At 45.9% G+C, this 14,061-nt stretch carries 11 protein-coding genes; 3 read left to right on the top strand and 8 right to left on the bottom strand.

The window, feature by feature from the left end; genetic code table 11:
- Positions 1–19 precede the first annotated feature (19 nt).
- The 5 genes from wbaP to wecA all read right to left on the bottom strand — a co-directional run bounded on the left by wbaP (position 20) and on the right by wecA (position 6,642).
- Positions 20–1,453, bottom strand: a complete 1,434-nt coding sequence (wbaP, locus tag NAL19_RS06505; protein ID WP_205557333.1) for an undecaprenyl-phosphate galactose phosphotransferase WbaP — start codon at positions 1,451–1,453, stop codon at positions 20–22.
- A 215-nt stretch (positions 1,454–1,668) separates the two neighbouring features.
- Positions 1,669–3,837 (bottom strand): tyrosine-protein kinase Wzc, encoded by a 2,169-nt coding sequence (gene wzc / locus NAL19_RS06500; RefSeq protein ID WP_263059155.1) that lies wholly within the window; start codon positions 3,835–3,837, stop codon positions 1,669–1,671.
- A gap of 16 nt (positions 3,838–3,853) precedes the next feature.
- A complete protein-coding gene (locus NAL19_RS06495) occupies positions 3,854–4,288 on the bottom strand; it encodes a protein-tyrosine-phosphatase (protein ID WP_052903333.1) in 435 nt (144 codons plus the stop codon).
- 8 nt (positions 4,289–4,296) lie between these two features.
- Positions 4,297–5,433, bottom strand: a complete 1,137-nt coding sequence (locus NAL19_RS06490) for a polysaccharide export protein (RefSeq protein WP_263059154.1) — start codon at positions 5,431–5,433, stop codon at positions 4,297–4,299.
- Positions 5,434–5,556: 123 nt separating this feature from the next.
- Positions 5,557–6,642, bottom strand: a complete 1,086-nt coding sequence (wecA, locus tag NAL19_RS06485) for a UDP-N-acetylglucosamine--undecaprenyl-phosphate N-acetylglucosaminephosphotransferase (RefSeq protein ID WP_263059674.1) — start codon at positions 6,640–6,642, stop codon at positions 5,557–5,559.
- Between the two features lie 651 nt (positions 6,643–7,293).
- Here wecA and NAL19_RS06480 point away from each other — a divergent pair.
- The 3 genes from NAL19_RS06480 to hepT all read left to right on the top strand — a co-directional run bounded on the left by NAL19_RS06480 (position 7,294) and on the right by hepT (position 9,793).
- Complete coding sequence (locus tag NAL19_RS06480; protein WP_263059153.1) at positions 7,294–8,880, top strand: TerC family protein; 1,587 nt, start codon at positions 7,294–7,296, stop codon at positions 8,878–8,880.
- Positions 8,881–8,993: 113 nt separating this feature from the next.
- The gene (gene mntA, locus NAL19_RS06475; RefSeq protein WP_263059152.1) at positions 8,994–9,377 is read left to right on the top strand and encodes a type VII toxin-antitoxin system MntA family adenylyltransferase antitoxin; all 384 of its coding nucleotides are present in this window, start codon (positions 8,994–8,996) and stop codon (positions 9,375–9,377) included.
- The gene (hepT, locus tag NAL19_RS06470; RefSeq protein WP_263059151.1) at positions 9,374–9,793 is read left to right on the top strand and encodes a type VII toxin-antitoxin system HepT family RNase toxin; all 420 of its coding nucleotides are present in this window, start codon (positions 9,374–9,376) and stop codon (positions 9,791–9,793) included. The genes mntA and hepT overlap by 4 nt, the downstream gene beginning before the upstream one ends.
- A 43-nt stretch (positions 9,794–9,836) precedes the next feature.
- Here the strand turns inward: hepT and dcuC are convergent, their stop codons facing one another.
- From dcuC to dcd, 3 genes are all read right to left on the bottom strand, one after another.
- Complete coding sequence (gene dcuC, locus NAL19_RS06465) at positions 9,837–11,189, bottom strand: anaerobic C4-dicarboxylate transporter DcuC (protein WP_263059150.1); 1,353 nt, start codon at positions 11,187–11,189, stop codon at positions 9,837–9,839.
- A 262-nt stretch (positions 11,190–11,451) separates the two neighbouring features.
- Entirely contained in the window at positions 11,452–13,287 is a 1,836-nt protein-coding gene (gene asmA, locus NAL19_RS06460) for an outer membrane assembly protein AsmA (protein ID WP_263059149.1), read from the bottom strand.
- A gap of 93 nt (positions 13,288–13,380) precedes the next feature.
- On the bottom strand, positions 13,381–13,962 hold the full coding sequence (dcd, locus tag NAL19_RS06455; protein WP_225087396.1) for a dCTP deaminase: 582 nt from the start codon (positions 13,960–13,962) through the stop codon (positions 13,381–13,383).
- Positions 13,963–14,061: the final 99 nt, after the last annotated feature.

Below are 14,061 nucleotides of genomic sequence, written 5' to 3'. Positions count from 1 at the left end.
CATTTACCAATGGTAAAACCTAGTACGCGCCATCTCTTTTTAAAACAACATTAATTGTCTTAAATAAAATAGCGATGTCATTCCATAGTGACCAATTTTTTACATACCACGCATCAAAGTACACACGGGTATCATAATCAACATCATTTCTACCGCTGACCTGCCATAATCCGGTCATTCCTGGCTTTGCCATGAGATAATAGTCGACATCACCGGCATAGCGCTCCAACTCTTGCTCAACAATAGGGCGAGGGCCAACCAGGCTCATCTCCCCTTTCAGCACATTGAACAATTGCGGTAACTCATCCAGGCTGGTCTTCCGGATGAAATTACCTACTTTAGTGATTCTGGGATCGTTTTTTAACTTAAAATCTTTTTCCCACTCAGCTCTTGCCTCAGGATCGTTGTCGAGTAACTCCTGCAGTACCTCCTGAGAGTTGACTATCATTGAACGAAACTTCAGGCATTTAAATTTCTTTGCATTACGCCCAACGCGTTCGTGCCCATATATAGCTGGGCCACCATCTTTGGAAATCAAGAAAGCCAAAAATAGCAGCAAGGGGGAAGAGATAAAAATAATAGAGATGGACCCTACAATATCAAACGTTCTTTTTACTATTCGTGATGTTCTTTTAGCCAGATTATTGCTGACGCGCAGAATCATGACTTCATGGCTAAAAATGAAAGACATTTCAGTTCCATATAAAGGAACGCCGCGCAGCGTTGGAATGACGGAGACGGAGCGACACTTCTTCTTGGCTAGTGATTTTAACCAATAATCCCTCAGGTCATAATCTTCTGCGTCAACCGCAACAATGAACTGTGTTTCTTCAGAACAGCACTGTTCCCAAAGTTCCTCTTCCGAAGAGAGAACGGGAATATTAAAGATCTGACTATCATCGTTTTTCTTAGTTGAAAAAAACGCAACTATGCTAAAGCCCAAAATTTCTTCGCTTTGTAAAGCAGCATAGGCATCTCTGGCGTTTTTGCCGTTCCCAATGATGACTGTTTGTTTTTTCCAAAGGTTCAGCTTGTCTAAAATTCGTTTGGTTAACGAACGCCCCAAAGGAACTAAAATAAGCGCAAAAAACCACGTTAGAACCCAAACATACCGGGAGAAATCCCACTTTGAAAACGCAACAAACGCCAAATCCAATACGGAGAAAATAACTAAGGTTCTTAGGATTTCCTTTAACTCGAACCAGAATGGCTTACGATAGGAGTAATGTCTTAATCTGACCCAGAACCAACTTACACAAAGAACAGAAAAAATAACATGCGAAACAAATCTGGCAAAGAACTCATCCTTTGGGATAAAAGAATAAATATTAAAACCAAACATTTCAATAGAAAGAAAAGTGAGCATTAGAGAAATATTAAAAAATAAAAAATCTGAAAACGCCAATGAGAATTTTATTATATTTATTTTTCTAATATTTAAAAATGAATGCATGATTGTTACACACCTTAGCAATTGCTAATGATTTATTAATTAACACGTTTAAAAATCAATAAACACTTTGGCATTTATAGTGCAAATGCTTTAGTTACATTATTTTAGTGAATTTATTATATTTTAAATGAAGGGGTAGGCATGAAATTCAGACAAGTAATTCTTCTATAGAATTACTTGCCATAGGATACAAATAGAACGTTTATCTAGCAAAACTATTTATCTGATTTATATTCATATGAATAATAATCATAATTCCCGTAGCTATAGTAGCTAGCGGCTCGTTTTACAATCGCATTCAGAATAACACCTTTAATGTCTGTACCATTCTGTTCAAAGCGTCGGATACTCACTTCAATTTCTTTCAGTGTATTCACCTCAAAGCGAGCAACCAGAAGTGAAGTTCCAGCATGTCTGCTAATAACAGCAGCATCAGTTACAGCAAGAATTGGAGGCGTATCCAACAAAACAATATCGTAGTTCTTCGTCGCCCAATCGATGAACTGTGAGAAACGACTATGCATTAACAACTCAGAAGGATTAGGTGGGATTTGTCCACGAGGGATAAAATCCATATTTTCTACAGCCGTTTTACGAATGCTTTTCTCTGTCGTGATTTGTCCAGACAGTATATCGGAAAGCCCGTCAGTCCCCTGACATCCCATCAGCTCGTGGGCATAGCCTTTGCGCATATCGCAATCGACGATGAGCACTCTCTGTCCTGACTGAGCGATAACGGCTCCGAGATTCGCACTGACGAATGTTTTACCAATAGCAGGGCTGGCACCAGAGATCATCAGCACATTGTTTTTAGCTTCCATCATGGCGAAATGCAGACTGGTGCGTAAACTTCTTATAGCTTCAATGGCAAGATCTGCGGGATTCCCAACTGCAAGTAATTCCGTGGACCGCACATTACCCTTTTTCCCTTTGCCTAATAGGGCCCTATCTTTCTTCTGCTGCCACTCAGATAAAGGAACACTGGCATAAACATTAATACCCAATTCTTCAAGTTGCTCAGGGCTTTCAAGTCCTTTATGTAGCAAAGTCTTAAGTATCACAAAGATCGCTGATATAACAATCCCAGCAATCATCGCCAGTAGAATTATCACTGCTTTTCTAGGTTTTACAGGCTTAATTTTAAGAGCAGCAGCGTCAATAACACGGACATTGCCGACCGTACTCGCTTTATTAATACTTAGCTCCTGCTGTTTATTTAGCAGTTGCATATAAACCTCTTGCCCTACATTTACATCACGAGTTAAACGTAGGATTTCTTGCTGAGTTTTTGGCATAGCGCCTACGCGTTTATTAATTTTTCCGCGTTCTTCTTCTAATGTCTTACGCTTTTCCATCAAAGCACGATAAGCGGGATGTTCTTTAGTATAAAGCTTTGATATTTCAGCTTCTTTAAACGTCAACTCATTGAGCTGAGACTCAACTGCAACCATTGTTTCTAATACTGCTTTCGCTTCTAAAGTAAGATCGACAGATTCATTCTTCTGCCGATAACTGTTTAATTTATTATCCGCTTCATCAAGTGTTAGGCGAACATTAGGGAGTTGTTCTTTAAGAAACTCTAAGCTCTTCCCTGCTTCTTCAGATTTACGCTCAACATTTTGTTGAAGATAATTTTGGCTAATACTATTTAATATTTTATTGGTTAAATCAGGGTCCTCACCTTGGTAGCTTAATGCCAGCACACCAGTATCTTTTCCTTTATCAGCTACAGCAAAATCCTCTAAAACATTATTAACTGCGGTGATTTTATTTAATTTCTTAACACGAAAAATAGTACCGCTCTCGGCCTGAATATCGCTAACTAATATAGATAAATTATTTTGGTTTGTTATCTGCCCTACCTTTCCTTCAACTTTTATAGCCCCACTAACATCGACCTCATAAGTATTAGCATCAATAACACGTAACTCAAACCATTCATCTTTCCATGATGCAGGAACATCAAGCCGGGACACTGCAATTTTCTCAGTTTTATGATCCATTAAACGAGCAAATCCTTTGCCAAAAACCGGAAAATATTTTTTTTGGACAACAACATCTAAAGATAAATCACTGACCGTCTTACCCACGACCATACGAGATTTAATCAATTCTATTTCAGCCGCAGACTCAGGTTTGGCATCAGGTAGAACACTAGATATATCTTTTAACAATGAATTACCTGTATTTTGTTCAACCTGAATTAAGGCATCAGCTCGATAAATCGGCGTCGCAAACGTAGCATAAAGGATACCAATAATAGTAAAAATTGCAGTAACACCAATAATCAACCAACGATGATCCAGCAATGTTCCTAATAAACGACCCAAATCAATTTCATCCGAATTCGTTTCAGATGTTTTTACTGAAATTTTCTCTGCCATGGGTTTCCCTGACTTGTTAACGGCTTAATGCCTGCACCCATTTCTGGGCGGACTGCTCAAGTTGCAAATAAACAAACTCAAATGCTTCACGACTTTTGCGGTATGGATCGGCAATCTCTTGCTGATTAAGCCAACGGCCAAATAGCATTGTCTTACCTCGGACTTCTGGCGCGATACGACATACGCCATCAATATGCCCTTTCTCCATAACCAAAATGAGATCATATTGACGACATAGTACTGACGTTAATTGCTGTGCTTCATGGCCATCAAGAGAGAGATTATGCTGGCTCGCCACGTCTGCAGCTGTCGCGTCTGCAGGTTTTCCAACCAAAGCACCTAAGCCCGCGGATGAAATTTTTTTGGTAGGCAATGCCTGTTTTAATAACCGCTCCCCCGTAGGGGAACGACAGATGTTACCGACACAAACAACCAATATTGAATCAAACATAGTTATCTCTATGGCCAGGTGCGAACTCGCAGGCTCCCCTCACTTAAATCGTTAAACGCAGAGATCGTTGGTGCCAGTTGTGAGATCAAACGATTCCAACGAGCGATTGGTGCAGAAGTTACATAAACCACGTCATAAGGTTGCAGTTGGAATTCAGCTCCCATCACAAGAGATGTCGCATCGGCAGCATTAAGCTGATAAATATCAGCCAATTTCGGCCCCTGAGTTCCTCTTAGGGGACGGATAACAAAGACACCTGTTGCATCAGCCAATGTTTGATCCATACCTTCTGCGTTGCCTAACGCCTCTGTCAACGTCATGCCACTTCGGTCCATCTTAAGCGTACTTTGCTTTTTGACTTCACCCATAACGAACACTTTCAGGTCGTCATTACGCGGTATATAGAGGATATCGCCAGGATAAAGAAGATGGTTTTGAGACAGGTCACCATTTTGCATTAACGCCTGAAGAGAAATTCGTTTCTCTTGGCCGTTATGGGTCAAAACAATATTGCGCCAATCAGCATTTTCTGTCAGCCCACCAGCACTGTTGATCGCATCCAAAACAGTGAGGGGCACATTAGTGATAGGTTGCTGTCCTGATTTATCCACTTCCCCGGTTACATACGCTTTTTGCGAACGAAATGCGGCGATACTGACATCAACTTGTGGAGATTCAATATACGTTGCTAAACGGCCCATGACCTCATCACGAACTTCCGTCACCGTTTTTCCTGCAACTTTCACTTTACCAATATACGGATAGAAGATAGTTCCATCAGAATGTACCCAGTTCCCCGTATCAGCAGCGGTACGGTATGTACCTGCAGGCGTGGTCAATTCAGGGTGGTCCCATACAGTCACCATGATGACATCGCCAATGCCGATACGGTATTCATATTGCTGTAGTTCACGTTCCAACGCAGGGTTAGTTTGTGCGATTAATGGCTTAACGCGCATTTTATCGATTAAATAAGGCGTAAGAGGATAAACATTCACTAATTTATCAATATTAAAATCAGCGTCTTGCTGCTCGATAACCTCTTTACCACTAGTCGATAGATGACTTCCGGGGATTATGGTACAACCGCTAAGCAAGGCTAGTGACACGACTAATGGTACCAATTTTAACTTGTGCTTTATCATCCTGTTATTCCATCACTCTTAATTCAAAATTGCACAAATCCCTACAAAATATCAAATGATTATAGAGAATATTTATTCAACTGAACCCGCAGTCTAGCGTATAAAAAGTCGGTAATTTGTCGCTTAGCGACGCTGAACACTGCGGTCTGACAATTTAGCTACAAGCCTGTTGGAATGGGTTCGCCGCCCCAACTGCATCACTTTTCCTATACGCGGTATAAAAAAGAAATAACCGATAGATAGTACAAAATATAGGCCTAACATCATAGTCTGGTTCGCGTTATTACGATCGCTGATGATTCCTGCGACGGCAAGTAGCAACGCCGCCAGCGTAATAATCATCAACGACTGCCGCGAAGTCAGCCCCGAAGACATCAAGATATGGTGAAGATGTCCTCTGTCGGCCTTAAACGGACTATCGCCTCTCAAAAATCGCCGTAGCGTGATAGCAGCCATGTCCATCAAAGGGATCGCGATTAACCAAAGCGCCGTCACTGGATTCATTACCGCGCTCTCTCCCTGAGAAGCAAGAATCAGCAACCAAAGTACGGTAAATCCTATAACGGTGCTACCTGCGTCCCCCATAAAAACCTTAAATTTTTTTCCGAACGGGATACCAAGATTCAGGAAAAGATAAGGTAGCGTAGCCGCCATCATGCATAGGCTCAAAAGCCCAAGTTGGCGTTCGCCCGCCGAATAGAATAAAAAAAACAGTGAACAAAATGCGATGCAGGCCAGTGAACCCAGTAAACCATCAATACCATCGATCATATTAAAGGCATTGATAGCACCGCATACGGCAAACAATGTAATGACGTATCCAAATCCCCCTAAAAGCAGTTCATGACCAAACACCACGTCCCCTAATGATGAAAGGTATAACCCCGAGTACATCATTAAACTACCCACCAGCAGTTGAACAACGAACCGGGGAAAAACGGGGAGGTTAAAACGGTCATCAATCACACCGACAACCAATAGCAAGGTAGTGCAAATCATGTATAGGGAGAAATCAGGAAGCCAGTCAGAATGCAGCATAAATAAAACGCAGAGCGCGAGATAAATCGACACGCCCCCGACAAGAGGAACATTTCCACGGTGCTTTTTACGTGCACATGGTTTATCCACCAATCCGACGTTGATTGCGACCTTTCTAACCAAGAACAGCGCGACGAATGCGCTTAAAAATACAACGATGAAATCTTGCATTTTTGCACCATCATCAACCGTTAAATATTCTGCATCAGACACGCTACCGCCCTTGGCTTATAGCAACCAATGCGCTGTCAAACAACATACGGACACCATCCTGTGGCTACATCTGCGGCTCCGTAAACCATCTGCTTTTGTGTAAAGACTCCATTTCCTTGTTAGCCAACAGACACCGCTAACAAAATATGACTAATCAATATATTTATTTATAAAAATATAGCTAAATCGACAAAGCCAAATTTCACCCCATAGTATTGACGATGACATAAAGAGCACAAGGGTAAGGTGGCATAAAAGGAGCTTTTCAGAATAAGACTACGTGCATCCCTGTCGTAAAAACCCTGTTAAATAGGCACGCTATTCTATGCGTTGTCTACCAACACTATCAAACACTAACGCTTCCTATCCCGCTCATAATTCTGAAAATCTTGTTTATTGCTGCTTTTTCACGCTGCTTTAAACAACTCGTCACACAACCTTCATATAAGCCAACTGCTATGTAAAAGTGAGAGAAAACGAGTATAGACAGGCAACCAGCGGCACTGTAAGCCTCGTCAAAGAAAAGAATATCCCTGCAAATTCTGGTTCATCTGTGCATGCCCTGATACGCTATCGAGGTTATCTTCATTTAAAGGTGAAAAAATAGATATGGAGTGGATCGCTGATCCAACAATATGGGCCGGGTTGGCCACGCTGGTTGTCCTGGAACTGGTTCTGGGCATTGATAATCTTATCTTCATCGCCATTCTGGCTGAGAAACTACCAAAAGAACAACGCGATAAAGCCAGAGTCGTCGGGCTGTTACTTGCCCTGCTTATGCGACTGGGCCTGCTGGCGTCCATTTCCTGGCTAGCCTCTTTGACTACCCCACTTTTCACGCTCCTTGGGCACACATTCAGCGCTCGCGATGTCATCATGCTGATTGGCGGGCTGTTTCTACTCTTTAAAGCCACGATGGAGCTCAACGAGCGCCTTGAAGGAAAAGATGAAGAGCAGCACGCCCAACGTAAAGGTGCACGCTTCTGGCCCGTCGTTGCACAGATCGTAGTACTGGATGCGATATTCTCACTGGACTCCGTGATTACCGCCGTCGGCATGACCGACCATCTGCTGGTGATGATGTCCGCCGTGACAATTGCCATCTTCCTGATGCTGCTGGCCAGTAAACCACTGACCCGCTTTGTCGCGGAACACCCAACCATCGTCATCCTGTGCCTCAGCTTCCTGCTGATGATTGGTTTCAGTCTGGTCGCGGATGCCTTTGGCTATCACATTCCTAAAGGTTATCTCTATGCTGCGATAGGCTTCTCAGTGCTGATTGAGATGTTTAATCAGGTTTCCATGTTTAACCGCCGACGCTTTCTTTCCTCTTCGATTCCGCTACGTCAGCGTACCGCAGAAGTGGTTTTGCGTATCTTGCGCGGCAACCACGAAGAGGCTGAGCTGGACAATCAAACTTCGTCGATGATTGCAGACAACACCCGGGCAGGTCAGGAGGTATTCAACCTTCAGGAACGCCGGATGATAAAGCGGGTATTAGGGCTAGCACAACGAACCATTAGCAGCATCATGACATCGCGGCATGATATCGATGCCGTTGAGCTGGATATTACGCAAGGTGCACTCGCTAAGCTGTTAACGAGCAACCAGCATTCCCGATTAGTGGTGACCGACAGCAAGACGTCTGACGAGCCGCTGGGCATAGTACATGTTGCGGACTTACTACAGCAGCAGCTAAACCGCGAACCGTTTAACCTGCGCATTCTGATTCGTCAGCCGCTGGTTTTCCCCGAACAACTTTCGCTTTTGCAGGCTCTAGAACAGTTCAGAGAAGGGAGAACACATTTTGCGTTTGTCGTTGATGAATTTGGTTCGATGGAAGGGATTGTTACATTAAGTGACGTGATGGAAACCATTGCAGGCAACTTGCCACGCGAAGGAGAAGATCGCGATGCGCGCCACAGCATTCAGCAGAATGACGACGGCAGTTGGACCGCAAATGGCTATATTCCGCTGGAAGACCTGACGATGTATGTTCCGCTGACGCTGGATGAAAAGCGCGAATACTACACATTAGCGGGGCTGTTGATGGAGCACGCACAGCGGGTTCCACGGGTGGGTGATACCCTATCAATCGATGGTTATCAGTTCACTATTCTGGCGGTGGAAAGCCATCGAATCATGGAGGTTCGCATCACGCCAAACGACGAACCACAGACTGATTTTGAATTGTGATTAAATAGGGGCTGGGGGATAACTTATCTGTTCCCCTCCCCTGACGGGCAATACATTGATGTTCGAGCAATCCTATCAGACAATAAGAGAATCGTAGGAATGGGGGCTATCACATGTTCGATAAGATCGTTTTGACACTGAAAAAACAGATACCCGACATCAAAATTATTTATCTCTTTGGTTCTCAGGCTACAGGCAATGCCAGAGCGGACAGCGACATTGATATCGCCATCATGGCTACGAGAGCACTGGATCCCGTTGAACGTTGGGAGCTATCTAATCAATTAGCAAAAGAAGTGGGTCATGACGTCGATCTTATCGATTTATTGCAGGCTTCAACGGTATTAAAAATGGAGATCGTTCGTAACGGCAAGCTGCTTTATGATGCGGAAACAGCAGCGAGAGAATTTGAAATGACAACACTTTCGATGTACCAGCATCTGCAAAAAGAGCGTGCGGATATCATTCGTAGCTTTAATCAGGATCTAAAAGCATGACAGATATCTTGCTCAACAAAAGCAGCACCATACAAAGATGCCTGCGTCGTATTCGTGAGGAATTCGATACTGAGGAAGGGTTTCGTCAAAACTTCACCAAGCAAGATTCCGTCATACTTAACATACAGCGTGCCTGCGAAGCCGCTATTGATATCGCTAATTATCTTATCCGTATCAAGCAGCTAGGCATACCACAAAGTAGCCGCGATAGCTTCGCGCTTCTTGCTGCAAAACAGATTATTACGATTGATCTCTCTGATAATTTGCAAAAAATGGTGGGATTAAGAAATATTGCCGTGCATGACTATCAGGCGCTCAATCTGGATATTGTCATCCACGTTATTTCTCATCGTTTAAGCGACTTTGAACATTTTATCAAACAAATAGCCCGGTACAGCGACAGCCAGCACCTTTAGAGCACATAGCTTAAAGGTGCTGCTGTTTACCTAATTTCTGCTATCAGGCAGGCACCATGATCTCGGTGGCGATAACCACCACTATCAGCCCAACCAAAACCGGAACCGACGTACGCTTCACCACCTCAAACGGTGATATTTTTGCCATACCGGCAACAGCAACCACTACACCAGATACCGGAGAAATAGTACGGCCCAGATTGGAAGCCTGAAGCATCGGAATGGCCAGATAGGCCGGGTTGATGCCCATTTGCGACGCCAGCTTTGGAATCAGTTCAACAAACGCATAGAACGGTGCGTTACCCGAACCCGTCGTCATCGCAGCCAGCATCGTGATCGCAACCAACACCAGCATAATCACTAATCCACCGCTGCCAAATGACTGCGCAAGGCCAATCAGGCCGCTGATAAAGCCAATAGTGCCAAGCCCCTGAGCAAAGACACCAGCTGCGACCAGCAGAATGACCACACTCGAGAAGGCATCGGCCATCCCACGGTAAGCCACATCCAGCCCATCAAACACCTTTTGCGCATTGAACGAACGGGCAAATTCCAGCACCGCAGCCAGCACCATACAGATCACCAGCACGGTAATAATGTGAAGTTCCGGCCCCCATTTACTATCAAAGACCAGTACACCAATGATCGGCGTAAACGGCAGAATGGCGTAAAAACTTGGGGCATCGGTCTTGATTTCACTGACGTCCAGAATTTCATGGCTGACATTCGCTTTATTATCCAGATAGCGCTGCCAGAAGAAATGCGCGACGGCCATGCACACGATCGCCATGATAGAAATAGGTAACGTGGCCTTAAAGGCGAAATCCACGAGTTTCATCTGCGATGCCTGAGCCGCCAGCACGACATCGCCTGACGTCGGCGACAGGATCAGCGCCACCGGAGAGGCACAGATTGCGGCAGCGGCTCCGCGACTAATACCAACGTTCACCATAACCGGGAATAACGTAGCCATTAACAGCACCCCCAGCCCGGTTGCCGATGACACCGCCAGCGACATCAGACAGGCGACAAAATAGGCCGCAATCATCAGTAGATAAGGCGAGTTAATCATTTTCAGCGGACGGGAAACCAGCTTGACGACGACATCATTGGCACCAATGTGCGTCATATAAGCGGCAAAACCACACAGCACCATAATCATCATGCCGAGATCGCCACCGCGGCTCATCAGCAAAATTTTTACGTATTCAACAATATCCGTTGCGCTCCAGCCTGTCGCTTTCGCGCTGGCGGGCAGGACGTTTTTCCCCAGCATGGCACTGATTGCCAAAAGTAATAGGCCCCCAACCAGCAATACGCCAGTCGCGGAATACCCTTTTATAATGTAACGACCGACCAGAATCGTTACAGCAACACCAATCAAAAGTTCGAGCATAGTGTGTTTCGATACCTGAGTAATAAATGATCTGACAGACATTCCCCGGCAACGGAGTCGCACCGCACCGAAAATAGGGAGCGAAGTTTACTGCTTTAGAAAATAAAAAAAGAGAAAAATATTAATATGTAGCATTAAAAAAGAGACACCGAGCACAAAGCCGGCCTGGAGAAGGATGACAAACCAGAAGAAAATGTTGGGGAGAGGCTGCTGGTTTGCTGACAGGAGTCAGCAAACCAGCTAAAACGGCGTATTTAGAAAATTAAAGACGGTCGAGGAGCTGCTTCAGGTCTTTACCCTTCTGACTTTGCTGATTCTGGCTTGCCCAGTCATTCAGGCGTTTCTTCAGTTCGTCCTGTAGGCGTTTACGCAGCAGTTGGTCTACCTGTAGCTGGTAGTTTAATTTATCCCACTCACCATAGACGCGTAACGGGATCGCCGTGTTTTTCAGCACGCTGACCAGTTGCTCATCGCCCTGCCATCCTTGAGTGATAGAGACATTCACATTAACATCGCAGGTCTGGGCAGGCAGATCGAATTGCCCCCCCCCGCTGAGTGATAGCAGTTCTGAACGGCCATTGAGGTCGGTAAGACGCAATTTACCCGCATTCAACCGGGCTTTTCCTGTCAGCTGTTGCAGCTCGGTATAACGCTCGTAGCGCTCTTGTCCCCGCACATTACCGTTGCTACGCGCGACAGCCATCTGCACCATTTGCTGAATATTCAACCCTTGTAGACGGACGCTATTGGCCTGCAACGTCGCCGTTCCCTGCCACTGATGGAGCAACGCAGGTAGCGTAAAACTGTTGCCGTTGAACTGTCCTGCCATTGACAATTTTCCGCTGACCGTCTCGGCGGGCAACGCAAATGCAGACATGAGTTGAGATAATTCAACATCCTTGAGTTCTGGCCGTAGCGTGATACTGGTTGATGGCTTCGTCACGACTTTACCAGGTAATGAGAAATGCCCACTGCCCAGTTCACCGCTCAACGTCGTAATATCCAACAATCCCGGCTGATTTTCTGCCCGTAGCGTGAACTGACGGACATCAAGCCCGCGATAGACCACCGTCGCAGCCTGTAGCGACAGACGCGCGGTGAATGCCTGTAGACTGTCTTCTGGCTTGGTTAACCCAATTTCATTTGAAATAACAGGCGCTGAGGATTTAGCCGGCGCGTTGGAAGTACTGTTTTCCTTTGTCGCCTCAATTCCCAGCAGGGAGTCTACATCCAGCTTCTCCGACAGCAGATCCAAATCGTAATGTGGGATATCGCCCAGCGTCACGCTCCCCGCCCCCGACAGTTGGCTATTATTGGTATTCAATGAAAGCTGGCTAAACGTGATTTTTTCAGGCTGCTGTTGATAACTGGCCTGAACGCTCCCTGTTCCGCTTATCCCACTTGCCGGTACGTCAGCGCCCTGAAGCTGGAAGTCCAGCCTGGTGATATTGGCATTAACCTGCAGAGGGAAGTGCAACAGATCGACATCGGCATTAAGCGAAAAGGCAACATCGCGCTGATCGCGATTGATACGGCTTGATAATTCGATGTTGACCTGACGGTCGCTGCTCTGCTCCAGCGCAAGATTAATATCGCGAACATTAATCTGTTCATTATTGCTGCGTTGCAGAACTAACAGGCTATCGGCGACTTTTATCTTATCAATATCCAACCGCCAGCGCTGTTCTTCGGATGGAGTCTGCGATCCCGCAGGGGCAATGGGCGCATTGTTGGCCTGTTTGGCTTCACTTTCCGGCGTCAGGCGAATAATGGCACCTTTCAGCATCACCTGCTTGACCGCTAGCTTGTGCGAAAGCAGCGGCCACAGCTGCACATCAAGACGCATGTTCTCGGCGCTGACAATCGGCGCACGGGCTCCCGGCGCGCTCAACGACATCCCGCCTGATAATATGCTCAGTTGCGGCCACACATGCCAGCGCAGATCGCCATCCAATTGAAGGCGATAGCCGCTACGTTCCTCAACTTGCTTCACCATGTAGGCGCGGAAGTCATTGGGATTAACCAGTACGACCAAAGCCGTCATTCCTGCTATCAGCACGACAAGCAGAATTGCCAGCGTCGTCAGAAATCTTCTCATGCCATCCTCATTGCGAAACGCACGGCCACCTGCTGTTTACCTTGCAAGCCTGTCGCCAGATGCCTAGCCCTAAGATACCTAGCCCTAAGAGGCTTAGTCTTTATCGATCCGGCTCGCTACCGCACCCTGTTGGTCTTTATATTTGGCATCCTGACGGCGGTTGTATGGACGAGCCGCTGGCCCGGAAAGCGGTTCAAAACTCAGAGCGCCAATCATCATGCCGGGGCGTAGCGCCAGCGGCAACTTACCTGAATTATAGAACTCCAGCACAATTCTTCCTTGCCAACCTGGATCAATACGGTGTGCGGTGACGTGAACCATCAATCCCAGACGTGCCAGCGAAGAGCGACCATCCAGCCAGCCGACCAAATCATCGGGCAGCGTCACTGACTCAAACGTCACCGCCAGCGCTAACTCTCCTGGATGCAGGAAGAATGCTTCGCCTTCCGGTAAATTGATTTCATCACTCATGACGCGATCCAGCGCCGCACTGACCTCATCCTTCGGCCCGCTTAAATCAATGAAAGGCGCAGTGTGTCCGCGGAAGACGCGAAACTGATTTCCCAGGCGAACATCAACGGTCGCGCCAGAGATTCTCTCGGTTGGCGGACGGGGCGTAATCACCAGTCGGCCATCATCCAGCCAGGCTTCAATGTCACGGTCACACAGTCTCATCTTATTCTCCATTCGACACCGGTATCTATCAGATAAACCTCATCTCTTTCCGTCATACATTACACTGCGGCGGCGTGTACCAAACGTCAACGCCGGTCA

Origin of the sequence: Pectobacterium sp. F1-1 (assembly GCF_025643735.1) — a bacterium.
Classification (GTDB): domain Bacteria; phylum Pseudomonadota; class Gammaproteobacteria; order Enterobacterales; family Enterobacteriaceae; genus Pectobacterium; species Pectobacterium colocasium.
The sequence above is the reverse complement of the archived record's forward strand: the minus strand, read 5'-3'. Positions and strand labels throughout refer to the sequence as shown.